The sequence below is a fragment of the Achromobacter sp. genome, assembly GCF_032113835.1.
GTDB lineage: Bacteria > Pseudomonadota > Gammaproteobacteria > Burkholderiales > Burkholderiaceae_B > Achromobacter.
This window is the reverse complement of record NZ_DAMCTG010000005.1, coordinates 114,482-140,218: the sequence shown is the minus strand read 5'-3', so window position 1 is coordinate 140,218 and position 25,737 is coordinate 114,482. Positions and strand designations below refer to the sequence as shown.

Genomic DNA, 25,737 nt, shown 5'->3' with positions numbered 1-25,737 from the left:
TCATTCGCCGTCGTTCGCCTCGCCGTCGCCACGCAATTGCGGCGATTGTGCGGCAACGCGCGGATTGACCTTCATGATCATCTGTACAAGCTGGGCAAAGCTGCGCGCCTGCATCTTCCGGTAAGCACTGGCCCGGTGCGCCTTGACGGTCACTTCGCTGATGCCCAGCTGCTCGGCGACTTCCTTGTTCAAGCAGCCGGACGCGATCATCTCGATCACCTGCTGCTCGCGCGCGGTCAACGAGCGATAAAGCTCCATGACCTTCTCGAACTCCTGCTCCTTGGCGCGCCGCGCCACGTCCGATTCCAGCGCGCGGTGCACGGAGTCCAGCAACCGCTGCTCGGAAATCGGCTTTTCCAGGAAATCGATGGCGCCGGCCTTCATGGCCTTGACCGTCTGGCGGATGTCGCCAAATCCCGTGACCACCACGATGGGGATGTGATCGCCGAGCTCGCGCATGCGCGCCTGCAATTCCAACCCGTCGCCGTCCGACAACTGGAGATCCAGGATCAGGCAGGACGGCACCGCCGGGCGCGTTGCGGCCTGGAAGGCGGTGATCGAGTCGAAGGTTTCGGCGTAGATGCCGATGGACGACAGCAGGCGAAACAGCGAGTCGCTGACCTCGGCGTGATCGTCCACGATGTACACGATCGCAGCGGGCGCGCCGGATTTTTGAATGTTCAACGCCATGACTCCTTGCGGGGCGCGACGCAGTGCTTTCATGCATCGCATGCCTCATAGGGCAGCCACCAGATACAAATGCTGCGAGTTTAAGCGTTGAGATTTGTCCCCTTTATCTGCAGGCGGCTTCAGCCGCCATGCAGGGGGCCCGCTAAGGGTCTTATTACTTCTTCTTCGCGCAGTCGATCACACTGGCGTGCTCGATGATGTCGTTCTTGTCGGTGAACAGCGTGATGCTGCAGAAGTAATCGATCACCGTGCGGTTTTCCGTGTAGCCCACCTTGCGATAGACCGGTTCACTGCTCACCGGCATCTGGCCGCTGACGCCCTGACCGCCGATGGTGACTGAGGTGGTCCGCTGCCCGACATATTCAACACCAGTCTGCACGAACACTTTCTCGTCCGTGGTGTGAGTCTGCACGCGGTTCCACGCGTAGAAGCCGCCGCTGCCGTAGGACGAGGGACCCATGCCCTGATCCGGCCTGCCAAACAACTTGAATGCGTTCTTGGCCGGTTGGCCCACCAGCTTCTGGGCCGCGATCTCAACGTCGTTGGGTGCGGCGGGCTGCATGGCGCAGCCGCCGAGGGCCAGAAGCGCGAAGGCCAGGCAACCGTGCTTGAGTGACGGCATCGGGCCAGACTCCTTGGGGAGATGAAGGGATGCCAAGCATACCCGCTTATGTGTCCCCGTTAGACGCCCCGCGTGGCGGCAATCGCAGCGGCTGGCTGACGCGCCATCTCGATGAATGCCCGCTGATAATCCAGGGCGTCATCGGCCTCGCGCGACCCCAGGAAGATCTGCTTGGCAATGCCCCGCGGGCCCAACCGCACCGGCACCAGATCCATCTTGACCGCGTACTCCTCGACCAGCCAGCGCGGCAGCGCGGCCACGCCGCGGCCGCTGGCCACCATCTGCAGCATGATGTCTGTCGTCTCGATCGCCTTGTGGCGTTTGGGCGTGACGCCGGCCTTCAAGAGGAACTGGTTGTAGATGTCCAGCCGTTCGATATCGACGGGATAGCTGATGAGCACTTCCTGGGTCAGTTGCTCGGGCTTCACGTACGCCACCGATGCCAGCGGATGCCCCTTCGCCACAACCAGCACCTGCTCGTAATCGAACACGGGTTCGAACTTCAAGCCCGGCTTGAAGAGCGGGTCGGGCGTGACCAGCATGTCGATCTCGTAGCCGAAGAGCGCGCCGATGCCGCCGAATTGGAACTTCTGCTTCACATCCACATCCACGTCCGGCCACGCGGCCAGATACGGCGCCACCACCTTGAGCAGCCACTGATAGCACGGGTGGCACTCCATGCCGATCCGCAGCGCGCCGCGTTCGCCCTGGGCAAACTGGCCCAACCGCTCTTCGGCCAGATCCAGCTGCGGCAGCACCCGGTTGGCCACCGCCAACAGATACTGGCCGGCCTGCGTCAGGCGCAAACGTCTTCCTTCGCGCAGCCAGATATCGGTGCCGAGCTGCACCTCCAGCTTCTTCATGCTGTGGCTCAGGGCCGACTGGGTCAGGTTCAGCACGCCTGCGGCGGCCGTCAACGAACCTTGCTTTTCGACCTGCTGCACGATGCTCAGATGGATACGTTCAAGCATTTCTATGATCTAGTTTCATGGAATCGTGAAATAAAACCATTTTACGTCATGGATATTGATATTTAGCATTGCGTTCTTGTTTGCCGCTGTGTTCCGCACGTTGATCTGATCAACACGCACGTTCCATGGCAAGTCGACCCCCTCCGCGCCGATTGGCTCCATGGAAGCAAAGATGACACACCCCCTACGCCTGGTCGCCGTTTCCGGCGGCATGCAACGTCCCTCCAGGACCACCGCCCTGGCAGAGGAACTGCTGGCGCTGATCGCCAACGAAATCCCCTGCGAGCCCCGCCTAGTCGAAATGGGCCGGATCGCCCCGCAGCTTGCCGGCGCAACGTGGCGCTCGAACTTGCCCGACACGGTCGAGCGCGAGTTGGCAGCAGTTGAGCAAGCCGATGTCCTGGTGGTGGCCACGCCCGTCTACCGCGGCTCCTACACCGGCCTGTTCAAGCACTTCTTCGATTTCATCCATCAGGACGCCTTGATCGACAAGCCGGTCCTCTTGGCCGCCACCGGCGGCAGCCAGCGCCATGCGCTGATCATCGACCACCAGTTGCGGCCGTTGTTCAGTTTCTTCCAGGCGCGCACGCTGCCGCTCGGCATCTACGCGACCGACGAGGACTTTGTCGACTACCGGCTTCAGAACGACGCGCTGATTCAACGCGCCGGATTGGCCGTCCAACGCGCACTGCCGCTGGTCGAACTGACCCGGCAGATGCGAACCGCCGCGGCCGCGGAAGCCGTCGCGGCCTGAGGCAAAGGCCCCACCGCTTTCACAGCAAGCAGCGCAGAAGCGGTTCTGCAAACGCCGCACTTGCCCGTTCCGAATTCACGCTTATCGCAGCACTTTCGCATCCGACCATCATGAACAAAGACTTCACTTTCAGCATCAAGAGCCTTCGCTTCGATGAAAACTATCAGCCGTCGGACAGCACGCGCATCACGACCAACTTCGCCAATCTGGCCCGGGGCGAAAGCCGCGAGCAGAATCTGCGCAACACGCTGAAGATGATCGACAGCCGTTTCAATGACCTGGCGCATTGGGACAACCCCACGGGCGATCGCTATTCCGTCGAACTCGACATCATTACCGCCGAGATGACGCTGGGCGCAAACGGCAACGCCAGTGCATTTCCGCTGATCGAAGTGTTGAAGACCAACATCGTCGACAAGAAGACCGGCAACCGCATCGACGGCATCGTCGGCAACAACTTCTCGTCCTACGTGCGCGACTACGACTTCAGCGTGTTGCTGCCCGAATACAACGACAACAAATCCACGTTCAGCACGCCGGACGATTTCGGCGACCTGCACGGCAAGCTGTTCAAGCACTTCGTTGAATCCGAAGCCTACAAGGCGAACTTCAAGAAGCCGCCGGTCATCTGCATCAGCGTTTCCAGCAGCAAGACCTATCACCGCACCGACAACCACCACCCGATCCTGGGCGTGGAATATCAGCAAAGCGAATTCTCCCCGACCGACCAATACTTCGAGAAGATGGGCCTGCAGGTGCGCTACTTCATGCCGCCGAACAGCGTTGCGCCGTTGGCGTTTTACTTCCAGGACGACCTGCTGGGCGCCTACACCAACCTGGAGCTCATTGGCACCATCAGCACGATGGAAGCATTCCAGCGCATCTACCGCCCCGAAATCTACAACGCCAATTCCGCGGCTGGAAAACGCTATCAACCCAGCCTGAAGAACCAGGATTACTCGCTGACGCAGATCGTGTACGACCGCGTCGAACGCAGCCAGCTCGCCGTCAAGCAGGGCAAGTTTGCCGAGGCGCACTTCATCAAGCCGTACAAGCACGTGCTTGATCATTGGGCTGCCAGCCACTCCCACCAATAAACCGAACACAGACGGACCCCCGCCATGAAAAAGCTTTTGCCCACCTCGACCGCCGGCAGCCTGCCCAAGCCCTCCTGGCTTGCCCAACCCGAAAAGCTCTGGTCGCCCTGGAGCCTGCAAGACGAACAACTGATCGAGGGCAAGCAGGACGCCCTGATCCTCGCGCTGAAGGAACAGGAGCTGGCCGGCATCGATATCGTCAGCGATGGCGAGCAGACGCGTCAGCACTTCGTCACCACGTTCATCGAGCATCTGGACGGCGTTGATTTCGAAAAGCGCGAAACCGTCCGCATCCGCGACCGTTATGACGCCAGCGTGCCCACCGTCGTCGGCGCCGTCAGCCGCCAGAAGCCCGTCTTCGTCGAAGACGCCAAGTTCCTGCGCCAGCAGACCAAGCAGCCGATCAAATGGGCGCTGCCCGGTCCCATGACCATGATCGACACGCTGTACGACGCCCACTACAAGAGCCGCGAAAAGCTGGCCTGGGAATTCGCCAAGATCCTGAACCAGGAAGCCCGCGAACTCGAAGCCGCCGGCGTCGACATCATCCAGTTTGATGAACCCGCATTCAACGTCTTCTTCGACGAAGTGAACGACTGGGGCGTCGCCACGCTGGAACGCGCCATCGAAGGCCTCAAATGCGAAACCGCCGTGCACATCTGCTACGGCTACGGCATCAAGGCCAACACCGACTGGAAGAAGACGCTGGGTTCGGAATGGCGCCAGTACGAGGAATCGTTCCCGAAGCTGCAAAAGTCCAGCATCGACATCGTCTCGCTGGAATGCCATAACTCGCACGTGCCGATCGACCTGATCGAACTGATTCGCGGCAAGAAGGTGATGGTCGGCGCCATCGACGTGGCGAACCACACCGTCGAAACGCCGGAAGAAGTCGCCAACACGCTGCGCACGGCGCTCAAGTTCGTGGACGCCGACAAGCTGTATCCGTGCACCAACTGCGGCATGGCGCCGCTGCCGCGTGCGGTGGCCAAGGGCAAGTTGAATGCGTTGAGCGCGGGTGCGGAGATCATCCGCCGCGAACTGGCGGGTTGACAAAGCAGGCAGCAAGCGGCGCGGCGGGATAGCGTCGCTGCGCACAATAAAAAGGGGTCCGCTCATTATTGAGCGACCCCTTTTTTGCGCCCGACGACCCGGGATTCCAACCTACCCGACAACCCACGCCGGGATTACCCGTAATAAGAAAAATCTCTCAAATCAGCGGCCAATTGTGATTACTTGCCGCCCAACCCTGCGTGCTAATTTTTCCCTGCAATTCAAAGCTCGCTTCATAACACTCAAGGGAATCACACCATGCACGCCGTGGGAAAAGCATGCCGCAAGGCAGGGATGGCATCGTCCGTTCGCAGCACGTTCTTGAAGTTGATGGCGCCGGCGCTGATCGCCGGGATGGCGCTGGCCGTGGCCGCCGCGCCTGCCCAGGCCGCCGACTTCCCGGGCGACAAGCCCATCAGCCTGGTCGTGCCGTTTCCCGCCGGCGGCGGCACCGACTTCATCGGCCGCCTGCTCGCCTCGGAGATGGGCAAGGCGCTCAAGACCACCATCGTGGTTGAGAACAAGGGCGGCGCCAACAGCAACATCGGCACCGCGTACGTGACCCAGGCGCGGCCCGACGGCCACACGCTGCTGGTGTCGGGCGTGGGCATCGCCACCAACCAGGGCCTCTACAGCAAGCTGCCCTACAAGCTCGATCAGCTCGACCAGATCGCCATCCTCGCCTTCGGCTCGGACGTGCTCGTGACCGCGCCCGGCTTTCCAGCCAAGACGCTGGCCGAGTTCGTGGAACTGGTGCACAAGGAGCCCGGCAAGTATTCCTACGCCTCATCGGGCAACGGCACCACCGGCCATCTGGGCATGGAAATGCTCAAGCAGCGCGCCAAGCTGGACATCATGCATGTGCCGTACAACGGCGGCTCGGCCGCCATCAACGACGTGCTGGCGGGCCGTGTCGACGTGCTGTTCGTCAATCAGGACACGGCGCTGCCGCACGTGCGCGCCGGCAAACTGCGCGCGCTTGCCATCGGCAGCGCCAAGCGCAATCCCACCTATCCCGACACGCCCACCGTGGCGGAAAGCGGTTATCCGGGCTTTTCATCCGAATACTGGTTTGGCCTCTCCGCGCCGGCCGGTGTGCCGGCGCCGGTGTTCCAGCAACTCTTCGAGGCCACCCGCACCGCCATGCAGTCGCCCGCCATTCAGGAAAAACTTGGCGCCGTCGGCCTGGTGATTCCGCAGCTCACGGATCGCAAGCAATTCGTGACGCTGGTGGATGCCGAAGTGCAAAAGTGGGGCGAGGTAGTACGTGTGTCGGGCGCACGTATCGATTGATGCGTGATACCGGACCGTCCGGGCGAGCCGAGCCACGCGCGACGACATGACACTGGATCGGGGCCGCTTACGCGGCCCCCTCGTCATGTCTAGCCAGCGTGCCCCGGCGCAGCGTCGATCGGCGCCAGGAAGTTCAGCCGCATGAGCGTATCGCGCGTGATGTCCACGATGGAATCGATGTGCGCGCCGTGCGAGGCGGTCAGATACGAGATGTAGAAGCGTGCCGGCGGAATCGGCGGATCCGCGGGCAGGGCGCGCAGCACGCCCATGGTCAGCATGTCCTGCAGCAGCGGCACCGGCAGAATGCCGATGGCATGGCCGGCCGCGATCAGCCGCGAGATCAGCGCCAGCGAATTGGTGGTGCTGGGCCCCGACATGTCGACGCCACCCGACGCCAGCCAGTTTTCAACCACGGTGTAGAGCGTGGAAGGCGGCGAGTGCGTGGCGATGTGATGGCCACGCGCGTGCTCGGCACGAAACGGATCGGCCGTGATGTGCAGCGTGGGCGAAGCCACCCAATGAAACGTCATCCAGCCGATGAACACGTCGGTGATGGTGTCGCCCGTGGCCGGATTGGTCAGCAGCGCCATGTCCAGCTCGCCCGCGTTGAGCTTGCTGTTGAGCACCGATCCCACGTCCACCGTCATTTCCAGCGCGAGCGAGGGATAGTGTTCCTTGAGCTGCGCGATCACGGCGGTGAGGCCCACATTGGCCGAGCACTCGTCCGCGCCCAGCCTCAATTTGCCACCCAGGCTGCGATCCTTGCCGAAGTGCTCCAACTGGCGCGTGCTGTGCAGCGCGCTCTCGGCATGGCGCAACGCCGATTGGCCCACGTCGGTCAGCGTCACGCGCTGGCGCGAGCGATCAAACAGCTGCACCTCGAGCGCGCCTTCGAGTTCGCGCAGGCGAGCCGAGACGGCCGGCTGCGTGACGTGCAGATGGCGCGCGGCCGCGTGGATGCTGCCCAGCTTGGCGGTCCAGTAAAAGGCCTCAAGCTGGCTTAGGGTAATCCGCATGATAAGAACTCTTTTTCAAACTGCGCCGAAACTTTGATTATTGGCCCGGAAAGCCCGCGTGATACCTTTTTTTCACCGGCTTTCCGAGCCTTTTTCATTGTAGTGAAGACGACACGATGTATCTGATTCATCCCATGCCCGCGCTGTTGCCGCCCGAGGATCTGGCGCTGCTGCTGAAGGCGGAGCCGGCCACCATCGGCCACTTCCAGACCACCGGCTTCATGCGTGGCGACATCCGTGCGCATCAGCAGGACGTGCGCATCGCCGGGCCGGCCGTGACGGTGCGCATGCCCGGCAACGACGGCGGCATTCTGCACCATACGATGGCCTGCGTGCGCCCCGGCGACGTGCTGGTGATCGACCGGGCTGGCGAGGCCGTGACGGCGGCCTTTGGCGGCGCGATGGCGTATGCCGCCAAGCAGGCCGGCGTGGCCGGCATCATCGTGGACGGCCTCGTGACCGACCTTGGCGAATTGCGCCAGCACGGCATGCCGGTGTGGTCGCGGGGGCCTTCTCCCATCACCACGCGCCTCTTGGGTCACGAAGGCGAATTCTGCGGCACGATTCACTGCGGCGGCGTCACGGTGCGGCCCGGCGCGGCCGTGCTGGCCGACGAGAACGGCGTGCTGGTGCTTGATCGCGCCGCGGTGCGCGCCGCCGCGCAGCAGGCCATCGACTTCCAGACTCAGGAACAGACCACGCTGGCGCGCCTGCGCGCCGGCGAGAAATTCCCCGACATCGTGGGCTCGCGCGCGGTCATCGATCGTGCCATCGCAGCGGCCCAAGGAGCAAACGCATGAGCATCGAACTCGACATCACCGACCTTGCACAGCGCCTGCGCCGCCGCGAGCTGCGATCCGAAACGCTGGTGAGTGACTACCTTGCGCGCATCGCCGCGCTCGACGGCTGGCTGCACGCCTATGTGGCGGTGTACGCCGACGAGGCGCTGGCCGCCGCGCGCGCAGCCGACCTGCAATTGGATCAAGGCATCTGGCTCGGCCCGCTGCACGGCGTACCTATCGCCCTCAAGGACCTGATCGACATCGCAGGCCATCCGACCACCATCGGCTCGCCCATCCACGCCAATACCATTGCCTCGCACACGGCCGAGCTGGTGCAGCAGTTGCAGCGCGCCGGCGCCATCATCCTGGGCAAGACCCACATGGTGCAGTTCGCCATGGGCGCGTGGGGTCCCAATCAGCACATGGGCACGCCGCGCAACCCCTGGGACGATCGCGTGCATCGCATCCCGGGCGGATCGAGCAGCGGTTCGGCGGTCGCGGTGGCCGGACGCCTGGCGCCGGTCGCCATCGGCACCGACACCGGCGGCTCGGTGCGCGTGCCCGCCAGCTACTGCGGCATCACAGGGTTCAAGCCGACCGTGGGCCGGATCTCGTCGCAGGGCGTGGTCACGCTGAGCCAGACGCTCGACAGCGTCGGCATCTTCGCGCACAGCGCCGCCGACGCGCGCGTCGTGTTCGACGCGCTGGCGCCGGCTGAACCGGGCGAGTGGCGCGAGCCGCTCGACGCGTCGCGCTTTGGCATCGCCGGCGCCACGTTGGGCCGTCTGCCCAAAGCGTTCCTCAACGACGTCACGCCCGCCGTGCGACGCGCCTATGAAGCATCCATCGCGCTGTATCAAAGCCTTGGCGCGCAGATCGTGGAAATCACGCCGCCCGCCACGCTGGCCGAGTTCAAGGCCGTGACGGGCGACATCATGATGACCGAAGGCGTGGCTTCGTTCGAGCGCGAGATGACCGACCTCGACCTGCCGGTGGACGACTCGGTGCGGCCGCGCCTGCTTGCCGCGCTCGAGACGCCGGCCTTGCGCTACCTGGCTGCGCTGCGCGAACGCGACCGACTGCAGGCGGCGATGGAGGCGCGCCTGCAGGGCGTGGCGGGACTGCTCACGCCCACCACGCTCACCACCGCGCTGCCGCTCGACGAGGTCGATCACGGCAACGCGCCGGTTCACTACACCCGTATTGGAAACCTTCTTCAGATGTGCGGCGTATCGGTGCCCAACGGCCGCGACGACGCGGGTCTGCCCACCGGCCTGCAGATTCTCTGCCCGGGCGGCGAAGACCGGCTGGCGCTGTACCTGGCCGAGGTGTTCCAGCGTCATTCCGATTGGCATCGCGTGCGCGCCGACACGCGTGCGCAGACGACCACGGCATAACCCGATGCCGTGGCGGGGCGCGCGCGGCGCGCGTGCCCATACACAAACAGGGGGAAAACATGAAACGAAGCATTCTGGCGGCGCTGCTGGCGGCCGTCGCAACCTCGTTCGCCGCGGCCGGACCGGCCCGCGCCCAGACCGCCGTCTTGCCCGAGACCCACTTCGCGGTCGTCGGCGGCGGCAGCCACAACTACACCTTCGGCGCGGTTGAAAAGCCGTTCTGGGAAAAGACCTTGCCCGAGGCCTCCGGCGGCAAGGTGACTGCCGAACTGATCGGCCTGTCCGAGAGCGGCCTGAAAGGCCCCGAGATCGTGCGCCTGATGCGTGCCGGCGCGCTCGACGTCGGCATGGGCGTGTTCGCCTTCGTCAGCGGCGATGATCCCACCTTCGAAGGCGTCGACCTGCCCGGCATGGCGACCGACTTCGCCACTGCCCGCAAGATGGTGGCCGCCTACCGGCCGGTGCTGGAACAGCGCATGCTCAAGCGCCACGGCGTGCGGCTGCTGGCCACCGTGCCGTACACCGCGCAGGTGTTCTTCTGCCGCGCACCGGTAAAGAGCCTGACCGATCTGAAGGGCCGCAAGGTGCGCACCCGCGGCAGCAACATGGCCGAATACGTGCGCGCGCTGGGCGCCTCGCCGGTGACCATACCGTTTGCCGAGGTGATTCCCGCGCTGCAGACCGGCGTGGTCGATTGCGCGGTAACCGGCATCGGCTCGGGCAACGCCGCGAAATGGTACGACGTGGCGAAGAATCTTTATCTGCTGCCGATCGACTGGTCCATCGGCTTTTACGCCATCGCCGAACGCCGCTGGCAGAAGCTGGATCCCACCGTGCAGCAGTTCATGCTCAAAGAGGCGAAGGTGCTGGAAGATCGCCTGTGGGACGAGACCGGCCGCGAGGGCGACTATGCGCTCGCCTGCAATACCGGACAGGGCGAATGCCGCATCCACACGCAGGCCGACATGCAGGCCACGGCGCCCACCGACGCCGAGCGCGCCACATTGCGCGAGGTCGCCACCGAAATGGCGAGCCGCTGGGCGCGGCGTTGCGGCGAGGAATGCGCCGCCAACTGGAGCGCGTCCGTGGGCCAGGCTCTGGGCGTGACGCTGCGCTGAACTTCAAGGAACTCTCATGACGACAGAAACGCATGGTTCGCTACGCCTGCTCGACCGCGTGGCCCGCATCGGCGCCTGGATCGGCGGCCTCGGGCTGCTGCTGGTGTCCTGGCTCATCGTGGCCGACCTGATCGCACGCAAGGTCGCGGGCGTCTCGCTCGGCGGCGCCGACGAGCTGGCCGGCTACACGCTGGCGGTGGCCAGCGCCTGGGCTTTTCCCATCACCCTGCTGCGCCGCTCTCATATCCGAGTCGACGTGGTCTACACGCATCTGCCCGCCAAGACGCGCGTCGTGCTCGACCTCTTCGCGCTCGCTTGCCTGGGCCTGTTCGTGGGCACGCTGACGTGGCACGCGTGGTTCGTGCTGGCCGACTCCATCGCCTTCCAGTCCGTGTCAAACACGCCGCTGCAAGTACCGCAATGGATCCCGCAGTCGCTCTGGTTCGCCGGCTATGCGTTCTTCCTGCTCACCATCGTGGTGCTCGGCGCCAGCGCGCTGGGCCGCGTGATGCGTGGCCGCTGGCAGGCGGTCAATGCGCTGATCGGCATCCACTCGGTGGAAGAGGGTATCGAAGAAGAAACCGCCGACGCACCCGTGCCCGCGCGCACGCAACCTCAGGAGTGAGCCATGTTGATAATGACGATTTCCATGCTGCTTGGCCTCCTGGCGCTGAGCGTCACCGCGGCCGCCACCGTGGGCTTGCTCGGCATGGGCCTGGCCGGCGTCTATTCGCCGCTGAAACTCACCAACGCCATCGGTGAACTGGCCTGGGGCACCAGCGCCGAATTCCTGCTGGTCGCGATTCCGCTTTATGTCCTGATGGGCGAGCTGTTGGTGCATTCCGGCGTGGCCGGCCGCATGTATGGCGCCGTGTCCAAGTGGGTGTCGTGGCTGCCGGGCGGACTGATGAACGCCAATATCGGCGCCTCCGCTATGTTCTCGGCCACCAGCGGCTCAAGCGTCGCCACCGCCGCCACCATCGCCACGCTGGCGCTGCCCGAACAGCGCAAGTCGGGCTACAACGCGCCGCTGTTCCTGGGCTCGATCGCGGCCGGCGGCACGCTCGGCATCCTGATCCCGCCTTCGATCAACATGATCGTGTACGCACTGATCGCCAACGTATCGGTGCCAAAGCTCTACCTGGCCGCGACGCTGCCAGGCATCCTGCTCACCGCGCTCTTCATCGCGCTAATCGTCGGTCTGTGCCTATGGCGTCCAGGCCTGGCCGGAAAACGCCCCACGGTGAGCTGGGCCGAACGCATCGCGGCCCTGCCGCACCTGGTGCCGCCGCTCGCGATCTTCGCGCTGGTGATTGGCGTGATCTACGGCGGCATTGCCACCGCCAGCGAATCGGCCGCGCTCGGCGTGGTGGCCGCCACCCTGCTGTGCGCCTACAAGCGCGTGCTGACGTGGGAAATGCTGGGCCGCGCCTTCGAAGCCACGCTGCGCACCACCGGCATGATCATCCTGATCACGCTGGCCGCGTTCTTCCTGAACTTCGTGCTGTCCTCGATCGGCCTGACCACCTTGCTGGTGAACGCCGTGACCAGCCTGGACCTGCCGCCGCTGGGCATGATGCTGGCCATCATCCTGTTCTACATCCTGCTCGGCTGCTTCATGGACACGCTTGCGATGCTGGTCACCACCGCCCCGCTCACCGTACCCATCGTCATGGCGCTGGGTTACGACCCGGTATGGTTCGGCGTGCTGCTGATCGTGCTGTGCGAAATGGGCCAGCTCACGCCGCCGTTCGGCATGAATCTGTTCGTGGTGCACAGCGTGCGAGGGCAGGGGAAATTCATGGATGTGGTGGTGGGCGTACTGCCGTTCCTGGCGATGCTGTTGCTGATGATCGTGCTGCTGCTGGCGGTGCCGCAGCTGGCGTTGTGGCTGCCGGGGCAGATGGCTACGCTGTGAGGGCGTCCCGGCAAGTGCACACTCAAGCGGAGTACCATTGTTTTTCGAGCAGACCCGGTAGCCCCTCCGGCAAGCCATCGCCAGGCAACCGGCTGCATTGACCGTCCAGGCGTGGAGTTGAATCGAAAACATGAAAGTACTGTTGGTGGGCGCCAGCGGCTGGCTCGGCCGCTCGACTGGACCTTTGCTGTTAAGGAAAGGCGTCGTCAACGCCCATGATCTTCACTGCCTGACACGCAGCGCAGATCCTGGCCCGACATACAACGAGTGGCCCGCCGTTCGACGCTTTTCCAACTTCACCGAAGCGGTCGCAGATTGCGATGTGGTGATTCTCTCGATCCGTCCAGACGACTTCCGCGCGGGCGAGTTCAAATGTGAAGACAGGCTGGTCATCTCATTCATGGCCGGTGTGGGGCTTGATGAACTCGCCCTGCGTTGCGGCTCGCGACGTATCGCGCGCGCCATGCCGAATGCCGCAGTTGAGATCGGCCGTTCGTACACGCCATGGATCGCGTCGTCCACGACACCCGCGGCCGACGAGGACCGAATTCGGCTGCTGCTGAGCGCGCTGGGAACGGAAGACGAACTCTCCGACGAATCGCACATCGACACGCTGACTGCCATTTCCGGCAGCGGTCACGCCTATCCCGCGTTGCTTGCGAAGGCGCTGGCGGACGTCGCCGTTTCGCATGGACTGCCTGAGCACGTTGCTATGCGAGCCGCCCTGGGCGTGGTTTGCGATGCCGCGCAGTTGCTTGGCGGTGACCACAATCTGCCCGGAGAAGTGGTGCAACAATTCCTGGACTACAACGGCACTACCGCCGCTGCGTTGCGCGCCGCGAGCCAGGCGGGATTTGAAGGGACGATCCAAAAGGCCGTCGACGCGGGCGCATTGAGCGCCCGTGAGTCATCGGGGCGTTCTCGCAAGGGCTGAGACTGCGCGCCCCGGCAAATCAGCCAACGTCCGATTCCCGCCGGGCAGTATCGCCCGTCAGCAACTCCGCCAACCGGTTCAAACCGTGCGTCAACCGAATCCGATCAATCGGCCCTCCCAACGACACACGAAGCGCCAACGGACTGAACGACCCGCTTGAAAACGACCCCGAATCCGTGACACTCACGCCTTGTTCAAGCGCAGTCTGTATAAGCCTGTACAGATCGATATCACCCGGCAACTTCAGCCAGAGATGCAGCCCGTTCGGGTCGGCTTCAATCTCGCCCGGCAGGATCGATGCGGCAATGGCTTGCCGATGCCGCAACTCACCCTTGACCTGCGCCATCCAGTGAACCGCAGCGCCCGACTCGATCCACGTCGACGCCATCTCCGTCATCCAGGGCGTGGGCATCAACGCCAGCGAGCGCAGGGCATCCAGCACGGGCGTCAACGGCTCGCCGGCAGGTACGACCAAGTAGGCGGTTCGCAGGCCTGGCGCAATGCATTTCGATAGCGTCGACACGTAGTAGACCGACGCAGACGACGTGGTGGCGGCCATCGAATACATCGTGCTCGGCGGCCGCTCCGCCAACAGCCAGTACGGATCATCTTCAATGACGGGCAGCGCAAATTTCCTGGCCACACGCAGCAGCTCGGTCCGGCGCTCGGTGGACAGCGTCAGCGCGGTCGGGTTCTGAATCGTCGGGTTCAAGTACAGCATTGCCGGGCGATGCTTCTGGCACACGCGCTCGAGGTCCGCGGGGTCCATGCCGAATGCATCCGACTTCACGCCAACGGCCACGCGCTGCAGCAGGCGAGCTGCATCCAGGAAGCCAGGGTAAGTCAGCGCATCGCACGCAATCGCATCCCCGGCCTGGCTTCTGGCCAGAAGCAGTGCGGCGATAGCGGTTTGCGCGCCAGGGCAAACCACGATCCGGTCAGAATCCAAGCCGCCAAGCACCGGCTGCAACCACTTCGCCCCGGCGGCACGATGCCGCATTGCACCCGCCCCCACGTGATAGCTCATCAGATCCATCGAGCTTGCCGCGGCCTGCGTCGAGCCACTGCCTTCTGCCAGCATCTGCGAAAACGCTTGGCTGCCGAGCAATGGCGGGATGTTCATCCCCAGATCGATCGTGCCGCCTGTTGCCGACCCGGAATAGGCCACATAGGTGCCACCGGCCCCCTGCGCTTCCAGGATCCCTTTCTGGCGAACTTCCGAATACGCCCGCGTCACGGTCGTGAGGTCGACGCCCAATGTCTGGGCCAGTTCGCGCTGCGTGGGAAGGCGATCGCCCGGCCGAAGGACGCCGTCCTCCACCGCGGTGACGATCTGCGTGGCGATTTGCTGGTATCGGGAGCCCGCACCGGCGGTGAGGGGCCGCACCCACGACATGCTTGCTTTTTTCAGACGACGCGAGAGAGCCATGTTTTTGATTTGTTGGGTTTTTTGACCACTTCCGCAGGTGGCAAGGAGGTACGAACCGGGCAATTCAACTGCTTGTATGGATTTTGGCGGTAGAATTCGCAATCTTGTATGGATTTTAGCACTCGCTCCGCGCGCTTCTGACTTCGTTCAGCGTCCGCGAGCAGCGATCAAGCTGCTGACGCAGCGTTTTGAGGAAATGATGAATTTCTGGGTTCCTTTAGCCTTCGGTACGTTCAAGCTCGGCGTGCTGGGCGTGTGCATGTTTCTCGCCATCAAGTCGCATCGCGAAGGCGCCAGAAAAGAGAAGGAGAAAAAGGAGATGGAACGCCTTGAAAGCCTCAAAGCGCTGTCTCAGGATCGTTGAGCAGATCCCCCTCATCCCGAGATGATGCCCAGCATCGCGTCCAGCCATAAAAAAATGCGGCTCGAGTGAGCCGCATTCGATAACAAGCAAACTTACGACTGCTGCGGCGCGACGAAGTGAGACACCTTCGGCGGCGCATCCCCGATGTGGAAACCGCGCACTTCGGCCTGCTGGTCCGCGTCGGCGTGGGTCACACGCTCATGCTGGCGCAGATGTTCCAGCCACGACGTCACGAGGAAGTATTCCAGGTACCGGCCAGGCTGTGCCGCGTCTTCGAAGATCCCCCAAGCGTAGGCCCCATCGCGACGGCGCTCGGCGCCGGCATGCTGCATGGCCTGCACGAAGTCCGCGCCGCGCGCCGGGTCGATCAGATATTCCACCGTGATCATGACCGGGCCGCGATCATGAGATACGTGCTGGTCGATCAGCGGCTCGGGCCAGTGCATCGACGGCGCCAGGTCCAGGTCCGCGCCCAGTTGCAGCTTGGCCTTGCGGGTCAGCAACATCGCAATTACCGAACCGGCGGCGGCGATCAGCATGGCGGCGGGGACGCCGGCATGCACCGCCGTCTGGCCCCAGATGATGCTGCCTGCGGACATCGAGCCGAAGAACACCGTCACGAAGATCGCCAGGCCACGGGCACGCACCCAGTCCGGCAGGGCGACCTGCGCCGATACGTTGAGCGAGGTCAGCACCATGATCCACGATGCGCCCGCCAGGAAACTGAAGGCACCGGCCACCACAGGATGCGGGATCACCGCAAAGACCACCAGCGTGAGCGCCGTGCCCAGCGTGCCGGCCATGACGCTGCGGTCCGGACCCAGCTTCTTGCGCAGCGGCGGCAGCACCATCGCACCGATCACCGCACCCGCTCCGACGCAGCCCAGGATGATGCCGTAGAGCAAGGCGCCGCCCTGCAGCACCTGACGCACGATCACCGGCAGCAACGCCCAGTAGGCGCTGGCAAACAGAAAGAACGCGACGGCACGGACCAGCGTGGATTTGAGCGGCTTGCTGTGCAGCGCAAAACGCAGGCCGGCACGCATGGCATGAAACAGCTGCTCGCGGGGCAGACGCTTTTCGGCGGCAACCGGCGGCTTCCACCAGATCAGTGCGGCCACGACCACGATGAAGCTGACCGCGTTCACGAAGAACGGAATAGCCACGCCCAGGCTAGTGATCAGCACGCCGGCCAGCGCCGGGCCGATCGCACGGCTCACGTTGATGCCCACGCTGTTGGTGGCGATGGCCTGCTGCAGCGACGGCCGCGGCACAAGGCTGGGCACGATGGCCTGCCAAGCCGGTGCCGACAGCGCCGTGCCGATGCCCATCAGCAGCGTGAAGCCCAGCAGCACCCACGGCGTGGTCAGCCCAAACCAGACCACCAGGCCCAACGCCAGCGCGATGAAGCCCATCGCGATCTGCACCATCAACAGCAGCTTGCGGCGGTCCATCGTGTCGGCCAGCGCACCAGCCAGGAGCGACAGCAGGAAGACCGGCAGCGCGCCCGCGGTCTGCACCAGCGCCACGAACATGGGCGAGGGCGACAACGACGTCATAAGCCATCCGGCGCCCACGTCATGCATCCAGGTTCCGATGTTGGACAGCACGGTGGCCACCCAGATCACGGAGAAGGCGGAATAGGCGAAAGGCGAGGACGGCTGGGCGTCGGCGGGGCGGGTGTCGGCGGTCGTCATGGGAGGCTCCGGGGATGCCGGTCGGTACGAGAAAAAAAAAACCGCGGCATCGGCCGCGGGCCTGGGACTTAGCGAGCGGTGACAGGCGCAGCGACGGGCGCGATCGCCTCATGTGCGGTCTGCGTGCGTTGCGCGGCCTTGTGCACCATCGTGTAGGCGTAGTCCACGCCCATGCCGTAGGCGCCCGAGTGTTCCTTGACGATTTCCATCACGGCATCGTACGAATCGCGGCGGGCCCAGTCGCGCTGCCATTCCAGCAGCACCTGCTGCCAGGTGACCGGCACGACGCCGGCCTGGATCATGCGTTGCATGGCCATGTCGTGCGCTTCCTTGGACGTGCCGCCCGACGCGTCGGAAACCATGTAGATCTCGTACTCACCTTCCAGCATGGCGCACAGCGCGAAGGTGGTGTTGCAGACTTCGGTCCACAGACCGGCCACGATCACCTTCTTGCGGCCGTTGGCGGCGAGCTGGTCGCGCACCTTCTGGTCATCCCAGGAGTTCATCGACGTGCGTTCCAGCACTTTCTTTTCCGGGAAGACATCGAGCAATTCGGGGTAGGTATAGCCGGAGAACGATTCGGTCTCGACCGTGGTGATGATGGTCGGAATGTCGAACGCCTTGGCGCCCTTGGCCAGACCCACGACGTTGTTCTTGAGCGTCTGGCGGTCGATCGACTGCACGCCGAAGGCCATTTGCGGTTGGTGATCGATGAAGATGATCTGGCTGTTTTCGGGGGTCAGCACTTCGAGCTTGGCGGTGGTGTTGGTCATGTCAGTGTCCTTGAAGAGGTAGGTTTGGGGTGTTGCTTGCAGCGCGTTGCTGCGATGAACAGAACTATATTCTTCGGCACAATCCGCCGGTAGATGGCTATTTTTGCCTTCATCGTTCTTTTTATGGAACGATGACTGACCACAGAACTGAGCCATGGGTATCATCCGCGGTCCCGCCGCTCAGACCGGCTCCAGCACCCGACCTCAGATCCCATGCAATGCCCTCGCTGCAACTGGCAGAACCCGGCCGCCAACAAGCTGTGCTTCAGCTGCAAAGCCCCACTGCCGGTTACTTCCCAGGCGGCGCCCGCCCAGCGCCCCGGCCCGGGCATCAACGCCCCCGTCTTTCCCAGCATCTGGGCCCGACTGACCGCCACGGCGATCGACGCCGTCGTCGTGGCGGCCGCGATGGTCGGTCTGTCCACGGCCGCTTCATACACCTATCAAGGCCTGACGGGCGTCGACGGACCCGTGCTGCTGGCAATAGCCGGCGGGCTGCTGGGCTTTCTACTGCCCGCGTTCATGGACGCCTGGGGCAATGGTTCCCCCGGCAAGCGTCTCTTGAAGCAGCGGGTGGTGACGCGCAAGGGCAGCTCACCGGGACTGCTGCGCTCGATCTGGCGGCACGCCCTGAAGTACGCGCTGAACCTGGCGCTGCCCGGCATCTTCCACCACATACAGCAGGCGGTTTTTGGCGAGCGCGCCATGCACAATTCCCTCGCCGGGACTCACGTGGTGTCCAGCCAGGCCAATCCGCGGGCCGTGCTGCCCGCGCTGGATCGGGTCCGCGCCGTCACGGGCGCGGGCCGCTTTCTCTTCACCGTATTCGGCATGGTGGCACTGGTCCTGGCCGGCATGGTGATCGCGGTGGTCGCCCTGGACAAGGATGACGGAGACAATCCGCTGCGCGCCGATGTCATACGTCTGGATCTCGTGTCCGATCCCGTGCGCCTGCTCGCGGAGAGCCACTACCAGCGCACCAAAACGTTTGCGCCCGACATGGCCGCGCTCGGAGTGACGCTTGAATCGTTGCGAACCAGCGGCTTTAGCAAGCTGGAGATGAATCCCGTCAACGGCGTGCTGCGCTTTACCATCGCGGGCGATCCGGGCACGGCGGACGCTCCGTCGCTGGGCGGCAAGCACCTGGTCTATCTGCCCGAGCTGAGGTCCGAAAAGAAGGGCGGCGGCGTGCGCCGATGGCGATGCGGCAGCGACGACATCCCGCGCGAAGACCGCCCCTACAGTTGCCGTCACGAAGCCGGCGCCCTGGCGCGCTGATCCGATCTTCCGAATAGAGAACCTTGCGCATGTCCAGCCTGATCGAATCCATCCACCGCGCCGATGACGGCAGCGACCTTGCCCAAATGCTTGCATTGTGCGAACAAGGACTGCGCGAACAGCCGGATCTCGCCGTCCTGTGGGCGCTGCGCGCCCGCTATCACGACCAGCGCCGCGCGTACGCGCAGCGTGACGCAGACCTGGATCGCGCGTTGGCGCTGGATCCGCAATGCAGCGACGCCATACGCTTACGAGTCACCGCGCTCTACGACGCGGGCCAACAGCAGCAGGCCTGGCGCCTTTTGCGCGAGTCCCTGACACGTGCACCGTCGCACTTCGGCTTGCTGATGGCCGAGGGCTACCTGCTGATCAACGACCGTCAACTGGACGACGCCATTGCAAGCTGGACCCGCGCCTCGCAACTGCGCCCATTCGCCGCCGCGCCGCATTGCTATATCGGATCCAACCTGCACAACGCAGGCCGCTACCAGGACGCTCTGCCCTACCATCAGCGCGCCGTCGCGCTGGCGCCCAACAACGGTGGCTTTCTTTACGACGCCGGCAACAACTACCGCCGTCTGGGTGACCTGAACAACGCCATCGCAATGTTCGACCGCGCCCGCGCCATCCTCGGCGAGGAAAACGCCATCCAGCACAATCGCGCCTCGTGTCTCCAGGCGCTCGGACGCCATGAAGACGCGGTGGAGGAATGGACCAGCCTGCTGCGCCGCGAACCCGATTGGGACTGGCCCCTCGAGGGCAAGGCGCGCTCCCTGCACCGCCTGGGCCGAGGCGACGAGGCGGCGCCGCTATGGCGGCGCCTGGACGCGCTCTCGGACAGCGGCTGGGAAGGCCGCAAGGAGCAAGCCCGCGAGTATGTGCGCAGCGGCGACCCGGAGTTGGCTGAACAGGCATTGCAGGGCCTGGACCCGCTGTCCAGCGGCGACGCCCAGCTGCTGTTCGTCGCCGGCAATGCGCAGCGCGACCAACGCCAATGGGAAGCAGCACTGACCTATTACCTGCGCGGCTACGAACTCGCGCCCGACAACGACTTCCTGCCCGGCAACGCCGCCGACATGCTGAACAGGCTGGAACGCCACGCTGAGGCCTTGCCCTTGTCCGAGGTCGCGATCTCGCTGGATCCCAATTGGTTGAAGTGGCGCCGCGCACGCATCGAGGCGCTGACCCACCTGGGGCGCGCAACCGAGGCCGTGGCCGACGCGGACCAGGCGATGGCGCACTGGCCCGACAGCGGACCTCTGCACGCCGAACGCGTCAATGCGCTGATCGCCGCCAGCCGCTATGACGAGGCGCTGGCAGCCTGCGACCGCCTTATTGCGCTGGATCCCGACTACCGCAGCTGGGCGCTGTTCTCACGCGGGGAAATCTACGGCCACATGAAGCGGCATGCTGAATCGGCGCTGGCATTCCGCCAAGCGTCGGCCTCGTACCAACAGAACGGCAAGCCTCAGTTCCAGGAGCTGTCGATGCAGAATGCGCTGGCTGCGGAACAGGCCGCGGCCGCGCCGCGCGGAATTCTCGGTCGCCTGTTTGGCCGGAAATAGGTGTCGAGATTCATGGCTTCCCAGGTTGAACTATTCACTAATCCGCTGCCGGTCTTCAAGACTGTAGATGAACCGACTTAGGTTCGGGTGCTTCAGCGCAGAAAACTCGGCTTAGGTGATCGCATCGCTGCCGCACCACACGGCATCATCATCCGAGGCGGATCGAAGGGCATCCTTTAGCCCGGCGGGAGTTATTGCTAAATAGAGCATTTGAGTTTTTGTCTCCTTGGGCTAATCCTTGATCACGCCCAGATCGTTTGATACACGATCTGAGATGAGCGGGCGAACAAAGCGCCGCGTAACGCGGCCCCCTCACCGAAGACTCATGGCTCAAGAATTTGAATGGTCTCCGAATGAGCCAGAGCTTCATCAATGAACAGTCGGAGCGCTACCGCAGCAACGTCTTTGTTCACCAGATGGTCAACAAAATAGAACCCATCGGATTCAATCGCATAGTTATAAATCTCTGACATCTGTCCGTGCGCGATGGGGCTTGGCAACTTCTTAAACAGCGCGCTCGGGTTGAAGTTTCCAGGCACGTTGAACTTGATTCTGTACTCGATTCCCATATATCTGGTGCTTGCGGTCTAAATTGGCATGAGTGACGGCTTTCGAGCTTTTAGCTGGATGGCGGCTCAGGGTCGGAAGACGTCGGCGGACAGCGATAGCCTGGTTCAGGATTCGCAGACCCACGCTATCGGCACATCGTTTGCGGCAAACTGCACGGACGGCCAATAGCCGTCCATGAACCAGGTAGCGTCGCGCGCCGCCAGGTGCAGCACGTAGCCGCCGTCAGTCGAGACGACCAAGTCCGATGGCACGAAGTGTTCGAGGAACGCCGCAGGGGCATCTTCGGGGTCGCCGCTGTCCCGCCCCGCGCGCCAGAGGAAATGCAGCGCCGCGTTGCGGTGCCCGGCCAACGCTTGGGCGATCGAGCGGGCTCGCGCCAGCATCGGCATCGCCGCCTGCGGATCGGCCGCAAGCAACACCAAGCGCAGCCGGCCACCGTCGGCGATTGCACAGTCCAGCCAAGTTTCCTGAGCAGGAATATCGTCGTGGGTATACGCCTTCAGATCGGGCGGCATAGGGGGTTGCGTAGGCTCTTGCATAAGGCGTCACGCCAGAAGCGCCGCCGTGGCACGGCCCGCAATCAGGTCTTCGAACAGGGCGCCGAGATTCGGGGAGACGACGCGGATGTCCTCGAACTCCGGCTCGATGCCGTGCACGATGCGGCCCGAGTCGCGTTCTATCGCCAGGTATTCGTATTCGCCGGCAACGCTCATGTAGATCGGCGTGTGCTGTTGCCAGAAGTTCAGGACCGCCTGCCGACCGGCGTCGTCCAGCGCAGCCTCCAGGCTGATATCGCGCAGGGTGTACCAAGGAAAGGCGCTGTCCGCCGTGCAGTCATGGTCGGCAGCGCTCAGGAACCAGCGTGTTTGATTCGCGTTGTGCAATTCGGTGAATGTCGCCAGGAAAGCGCCATAGCCGTACGCTTCGAACGGCGCAGCCGCTGGCGTCGCGCTGGGCGTGGTCCGCAGCACCGTCCAGCCATGAGCGGCCAGATGATCCAGGAAGCGTCGTGCCTGCGATGTCATGTCGGTTTCCTCGAATGGGGATCCATGATATTGCAATCCCTCGCCGGGAAAAACAGTCCAGTCGCTGTCTGCAGCCAGTTCGATCCCTACCTGGTCGTTGACCGGCATGGCCCGGCCCGAGGCTTGCGTCACCGCCGGGCTGCGCTACAGTCGCTCGTCCAGAGTGTGAGTTGAATCTAGCCGAGGCGTATCAAGCAGTCGTGCCTTGACATCGAGCAGCTCTTCGTCAGACACATCGAAGCGCTCAACCCATGCTTCGCCTTTTAGTCCGGTCAGCCGCGGTTCGCCGGCGGCACTGGCCGCCAGGTGTAGCCCGAACACAGCACTGCGCAGCGATTTGAGCGCTGCGTTAGGTAGCGCGTACTGCGGAGGCTTAGGGTCGATAGCCGTCGCAGCAAGGTCGGGTTCATTGCCAGCCTGAATGACGATGCCAGCGCCATAGTCATAGAAGGCAAACCAGTCTGGCGGCAATTCCGAGCGCAACGTGTGCAAGCCGCCTGCCTGCGCCACCATGTCACGATTGATTGCGGTCAGCCAAGACACTGTCTTGAACGTGTCGGGCTTGAGCACCATGGCGGAGAATACTGGCGCCCCCACATCAACGCCGCGGGCCTGCTCCGACGCGAAGGCTTCGGTGGGCTGATTACTATTCCATTCCGACGGGGACAGCACAAAACCAAAACCGCCATGGCCATGCAATGCTTGCAGCCGCGCAGCGAACTCGACGAACAAGGTTTGAAAGGCTTTGGGTTGCTCGACAATATCAACAAAGGGCAACGCGAACCGCAACACATCCAGACGGCCTGTTTTTTTGGCGGCCCAAGCCGGTGCGGCATTGACAGAAAAGGAATACGGGCCGGCGTCCTCGCGCTTGGTGCCGCTCGTGTACTGCAGGTCAAGCTTGTCGTCTTCGTCGAGCGTTTCAAAAAAATCGCGGAGTTTCGGACCCTTGACGTAGGGCATGCACGGCGAGCCTGACGGGGGCTCGCCACGCCACAGCCATGTGAGGGCATCGCCCGCGTGCGCCAGGTAATCGTCAAAACACTGTGCGATTGCCTCCCGCTTAAGCTGTGTATAGCCGCCTTCGAAATATAAGGTACCTGTAATGGCGATGACCGCGCCCACATAGTCGTGGCGGCTCTTAGGCATGAGCATCGCCCCGGGGAACTGCTGCGCCTGCGCGTTCTCGCGAAGTGCTGCGGCAAACGCCTCGCGGCTCATGTCGGGATGAAAGTCTGCCATTGGTCGTCTCAGAGTACGGCGTGGGTGGGCGCTGCTCATCGCTCACAATCTCTCAAGAGCAATACCCGGGGCGGTTCAAGGAGTTAATGAAAAAATAGGCCGCACTTGGCGACCTATTCTGCAAGGAAGCGCTAAATTAAAGAGCACTTCCCTCAAGCGAATGTTGTTCCTCGAGAGCGAACTTTATTCACGCTCTTCATAAGAGCTACGCAGCGCTACGCATCACTCCACCGTCACGCTCTTCGCCAGATTCCGCGGCTTATCCACATCCGTCCCACGCGCGCATGCCGTGTGATACGACAGCAACTGCAGCGGCACCGTGTGCAGAATCGGCGACAGCTTGCCGTAGTGTTCCGGCATGCGGATCACGTGCATGCCTTCGGCGCTTTGAATCTTGCTGTCGGCATCGGCAAAGACATACAACTCACCGCCACGCGCACGCACTTCCTGCATGTTGGACTTCAGCTTTTCCAGCAGCTCGTCCTTGGGCGCGATGGTGACGACCGGCATGTGCTCGGTGACCAGCGCCAGCGGGCCGTGCTTGAGTTCGCCGGCCGGGTAGGCTTCGGCGTGGATGTAGCTGATTTCCTTGAGCTTGAGCGCGCCTTCCAACGCGATCGGGTAGTGCATGCCGCGGCCCAGGAACAGGGCGTTTTCCTTGGAGGCGAAACGGTCCGCCCAGGCCATGATCTGCGGCTCCAGCGCCAGCACCGAACCGATGGCGGACGGCAGGTGGCGCAGGGCCTTCAGGTGCTCGGCTTCCTGCTCTTCCGTGAGCTGGCCGCGCGTCTGCGCCAGCGCCAGCGTCAAGAGGAACAGCGCGGTGAGCTGGGTGGTGAACGCCTTGGTCGAGGCCACGCCGATTTCGACGCCGGCACGCGTGATGTACGACAGCTTGCACTCGCGCACCATGGCGCTGGTCGACACGTTGCAGATGGTCAGCGTGTTTTCCATGCCCAGCGAGCGAGCGTGCTTCAGCGCGGCCAGCGTGTCGGCGGTTTCGCCGGATTGCGAGATCGTGACGACCAGCGAGCGCGGGTTCGGCACGCTGTCGCGGTAGCGGTATTCGCTGGCGATTTCGACGGCGACCGGGATCTTGGCGATGGATTCGATCCAGTACTTGGCGGTCAGGCCAGCGTAGTAGCTGGTGCCGCAGGCCAGGATCAGCAGGGAGTCGACTTCCTTGAAGATCTTGTAGGCGTCGTCGCCAAAGAGTTCGGGCGTGATGGACTCGATGTCCTGCAGGGTGTCGCCGACCGCGCGCGGCTGCTCGAAGATTTCCTTCTGCATGTAGTGGCGGTAGGGGCCCAGTTCGGCGGCGCCGGTGTGCACATGCACGGTGTGCACTTCACGGTCGACGTTCTTGCCGGCGGCGTCGACGATCCAGACGCGCGAGAGCTGCAGGTCGACGACGTCGCCGTCTTCCAGGTAGATGATCTGGTCGGTCGTGCCGGCCAGCGCCAGCGCGTCGGACGCCAGGAAGTTCTCGTTCTGGCCCACGCCCACCACCAGCGGCGAGCCTTGGCGAGCGCCGACGACACGGTGCGGTTCGTCGCGGCAGAACACGGCAATCGCATAGGCGCCATGCAGGCGGCGCACGGCGTTCTGCACCGTTTCGAAGAGGTCTCCCGAATACAGGTGGTTCACCAGGTGCGCGATGACTTCGGTGTCGGTCTGGCTTTCGAAGACGTAGCCGACGGCTTGCAGCTCGGCGCGCAGCTCGTCGTGGTTTTCGATGATGCCGTTGTGAACGAGCGCGATGCGCGGCTCGTCGTTGCCCAGGTGCGAGAAGTGCGGGTGGGCGTTGTGAGTGGCGGGCACGCCGTGCGTGGCCCAGCGGGTGTGGGCGATGCCGGTGAAACCTTGGACTTTGTCCTGCGCAACCTGATCGGCCAGCTCGGCCACGCGCTGCGTGCTGCGCGTGCGGCGCAGATGGCCGTCGGCATAGACGGCGACGCCGCAGGAGTCATAGCCGCGGTATTCCAGGCGCTTCAGGCCTTCAACGAGGATCGGGGTGATGTCGCGCTGGGCGACGGCGCCAACAATGCCGCACATAAGAGTGACTCCGGGTAAGTTCAGTACGGACGCATTGTGCGCGCCCCTTAAAGAAATTTGATTTCTTTATGTGCGACTATTTGGCAGTTAATTC

The 25,737-nt window shown here is 63.6% G+C and carries 25 protein-coding genes; 13 read left to right on the top strand and 12 right to left on the bottom strand.

Features of this window, described 5'->3' with window-relative positions; genetic code table 11:
* The 3 genes from RT697_RS04005 to RT697_RS03995 all read right to left on the bottom strand — a co-directional run bounded on the left by RT697_RS04005 (position 1) and on the right by RT697_RS03995 (position 2,283).
* Entirely contained in the window at positions 1 to 723 is a 723-nt protein-coding gene (locus tag RT697_RS04005) for a response regulator (protein WP_313697084.1), read from the bottom strand.
* A gap of 121 nt (positions 724 to 844) precedes the next feature.
* Positions 845 to 1,312 carry a hypothetical protein gene (locus tag RT697_RS04000; RefSeq protein ID WP_313697083.1) on the bottom strand — a complete coding sequence of 156 codons (468 nt, stop codon included), beginning with the start codon at positions 1,310 to 1,312 and terminating at the stop codon, positions 845 to 847.
* A gap of 59 nt (positions 1,313 to 1,371) precedes the next feature.
* Positions 1,372 to 2,283: a LysR family transcriptional regulator gene (locus tag RT697_RS03995; RefSeq protein WP_313697082.1), complete on the bottom strand. Its 912-nt coding sequence runs from the start codon at positions 2,281 to 2,283 to the stop codon at positions 1,372 to 1,374.
* 172 nt (positions 2,284 to 2,455) lie between these two features.
* On the opposite strand from RT697_RS03995, the gene msuE reads away from it, so the two are divergent.
* The 4 genes from msuE to RT697_RS03975 all read left to right on the top strand — a co-directional run bounded on the left by msuE (position 2,456) and on the right by RT697_RS03975 (position 6,480).
* The gene (gene msuE, locus RT697_RS03990) at positions 2,456 to 3,037 is read left to right on the top strand and encodes an FMN reductase (RefSeq protein ID WP_313697081.1); all 582 of its coding nucleotides are present in this window, start codon (positions 2,456 to 2,458) and stop codon (positions 3,035 to 3,037) included.
* Between the two features lie 110 nt (positions 3,038 to 3,147).
* Positions 3,148 to 4,134 carry a DUF1852 domain-containing protein gene (locus tag RT697_RS03985; protein ID WP_313697080.1) on the top strand — a complete coding sequence of 329 codons (987 nt, stop codon included), beginning with the start codon at positions 3,148 to 3,150 and terminating at the stop codon, positions 4,132 to 4,134.
* Between the two features lie 24 nt (positions 4,135 to 4,158).
* The gene (locus tag RT697_RS03980) at positions 4,159 to 5,187 is read left to right on the top strand and encodes a methionine synthase (RefSeq protein WP_313697079.1); all 1,029 of its coding nucleotides are present in this window, start codon (positions 4,159 to 4,161) and stop codon (positions 5,185 to 5,187) included.
* 294 nt (positions 5,188 to 5,481) lie between these two features.
* A complete protein-coding gene (locus RT697_RS03975) occupies positions 5,482 to 6,480 on the top strand; it encodes a tripartite tricarboxylate transporter substrate binding protein (protein ID WP_313697078.1) in 999 nt (332 codons plus the stop codon).
* An 89-nt stretch (positions 6,481 to 6,569) separates the two neighbouring features.
* Here the strand turns inward: RT697_RS03975 and RT697_RS03970 are convergent, their stop codons facing one another.
* Positions 6,570 to 7,496 carry a LysR family transcriptional regulator gene (locus tag RT697_RS03970; protein WP_313697077.1) on the bottom strand — a complete coding sequence of 309 codons (927 nt, stop codon included), beginning with the start codon at positions 7,494 to 7,496 and terminating at the stop codon, positions 6,570 to 6,572.
* A 116-nt stretch (positions 7,497 to 7,612) separates the two neighbouring features.
* Between RT697_RS03970 and RT697_RS03965 the strand changes: the two genes are divergently transcribed.
* From RT697_RS03965 to RT697_RS03940, 6 genes are all read left to right on the top strand, one after another.
* On the top strand, positions 7,613 to 8,296 hold the full coding sequence (locus RT697_RS03965; RefSeq protein WP_313697076.1) for an RraA family protein: 684 nt from the start codon (positions 7,613 to 7,615) through the stop codon (positions 8,294 to 8,296).
* Positions 8,293 to 9,675, top strand: coding sequence for an amidase (locus tag RT697_RS03960; RefSeq protein WP_313697075.1), 1,383 nt, complete (start codon positions 8,293 to 8,295; stop codon positions 9,673 to 9,675). Before RT697_RS03965 ends, RT697_RS03960 begins: the two co-directional genes overlap by 4 nt.
* A 59-nt stretch (positions 9,676 to 9,734) precedes the next feature.
* The gene (locus tag RT697_RS03955) at positions 9,735 to 10,793 is read left to right on the top strand and encodes a TRAP transporter substrate-binding protein (protein ID WP_313697074.1); all 1,059 of its coding nucleotides are present in this window, start codon (positions 9,735 to 9,737) and stop codon (positions 10,791 to 10,793) included.
* 16 nt (positions 10,794 to 10,809) lie between these two features.
* Positions 10,810 to 11,418 carry a TRAP transporter small permease subunit gene (locus tag RT697_RS03950; RefSeq protein ID WP_175123863.1) on the top strand — a complete coding sequence of 203 codons (609 nt, stop codon included), beginning with the start codon at positions 10,810 to 10,812 and terminating at the stop codon, positions 11,416 to 11,418.
* Between the two features lie 3 nt (positions 11,419 to 11,421).
* Positions 11,422 to 12,711 carry a TRAP transporter large permease gene (locus tag RT697_RS03945; RefSeq protein WP_313697073.1) on the top strand — a complete coding sequence of 430 codons (1,290 nt, stop codon included), beginning with the start codon at positions 11,422 to 11,424 and terminating at the stop codon, positions 12,709 to 12,711.
* Between the two features lie 130 nt (positions 12,712 to 12,841).
* Positions 12,842 to 13,645 (top strand): pyrroline-5-carboxylate reductase family protein, encoded by an 804-nt coding sequence (locus tag RT697_RS03940; RefSeq protein ID WP_313697072.1) that lies wholly within the window; start codon positions 12,842 to 12,844, stop codon positions 13,643 to 13,645.
* A gap of 19 nt (positions 13,646 to 13,664) precedes the next feature.
* On the opposite strand, the gene RT697_RS03935 is transcribed toward RT697_RS03940, so the two are convergent.
* Entirely contained in the window at positions 13,665 to 15,137 is a 1,473-nt protein-coding gene (locus RT697_RS03935; protein ID WP_313697071.1) for a PLP-dependent aminotransferase family protein, read from the bottom strand.
* Between the two features lie 13 nt (positions 15,138 to 15,150).
* Between RT697_RS03935 and RT697_RS03930 the strand changes: the two genes are divergently transcribed.
* Entirely contained in the window at positions 15,151 to 15,438 is a 288-nt protein-coding gene (locus RT697_RS03930; protein WP_313697070.1) for a hypothetical protein, read from the top strand.
* 92 nt (positions 15,439 to 15,530) lie between these two features.
* Here RT697_RS03930 and RT697_RS03925 read toward each other — a convergent pair whose 3' ends face one another.
* Together RT697_RS03925 and RT697_RS03920 are read right to left on the bottom strand one after the other, a co-directional pair.
* Complete coding sequence (locus tag RT697_RS03925) at positions 15,531 to 17,135, bottom strand: MFS transporter (protein ID WP_313697069.1); 1,605 nt, start codon at positions 17,133 to 17,135, stop codon at positions 15,531 to 15,533.
* 68 nt (positions 17,136 to 17,203) lie between these two features.
* Positions 17,204 to 17,908, bottom strand: coding sequence for a hydrolase (locus RT697_RS03920; protein ID WP_313697068.1), 705 nt, complete (start codon positions 17,906 to 17,908; stop codon positions 17,204 to 17,206).
* A gap of 213 nt (positions 17,909 to 18,121) precedes the next feature.
* On the opposite strand from RT697_RS03920, the gene RT697_RS03915 reads away from it, so the two are divergent.
* Both RT697_RS03915 and RT697_RS03910 read left to right on the top strand, forming a co-directional pair.
* Positions 18,122 to 19,186, top strand: coding sequence for an RDD family protein (locus RT697_RS03915; protein WP_313697067.1), 1,065 nt, complete (start codon positions 18,122 to 18,124; stop codon positions 19,184 to 19,186).
* Between the two features lie 29 nt (positions 19,187 to 19,215).
* A complete protein-coding gene (locus RT697_RS03910; RefSeq protein ID WP_313697066.1) occupies positions 19,216 to 20,751 on the top strand; it encodes a tetratricopeptide repeat protein in 1,536 nt (511 codons plus the stop codon).
* Positions 20,752 to 21,074: 323 nt separating this feature from the next.
* Here RT697_RS03910 and RT697_RS03905 read toward each other — a convergent pair whose 3' ends face one another.
* The 5 genes from RT697_RS03905 to glmS form a co-directional block, all read right to left on the bottom strand.
* A complete protein-coding gene (locus RT697_RS03905; RefSeq protein ID WP_313697065.1) occupies positions 21,075 to 21,320 on the bottom strand; it encodes a hypothetical protein in 246 nt (81 codons plus the stop codon).
* Positions 21,321 to 21,425: 105 nt separating this feature from the next.
* On the bottom strand, positions 21,426 to 21,836 hold the full coding sequence (locus RT697_RS03900; RefSeq protein WP_313697064.1) for a hypothetical protein: 411 nt from the start codon (positions 21,834 to 21,836) through the stop codon (positions 21,426 to 21,428).
* A 30-nt stretch (positions 21,837 to 21,866) separates the two neighbouring features.
* Complete coding sequence (locus tag RT697_RS03895; protein WP_313697063.1) at positions 21,867 to 22,454, bottom strand: hypothetical protein; 588 nt, start codon at positions 22,452 to 22,454, stop codon at positions 21,867 to 21,869.
* Positions 22,455 to 22,490: 36 nt separating this feature from the next.
* Entirely contained in the window at positions 22,491 to 23,588 is a 1,098-nt protein-coding gene (locus RT697_RS03890) for a type VI immunity family protein (protein ID WP_313697062.1), read from the bottom strand.
* A 222-nt stretch (positions 23,589 to 23,810) separates the two neighbouring features.
* A complete protein-coding gene (gene glmS / locus RT697_RS03885) occupies positions 23,811 to 25,643 on the bottom strand; it encodes a glutamine--fructose-6-phosphate transaminase (isomerizing) (protein WP_313697061.1) in 1,833 nt (610 codons plus the stop codon).
* Positions 25,644 to 25,737: the final 94 nt, after the last annotated feature.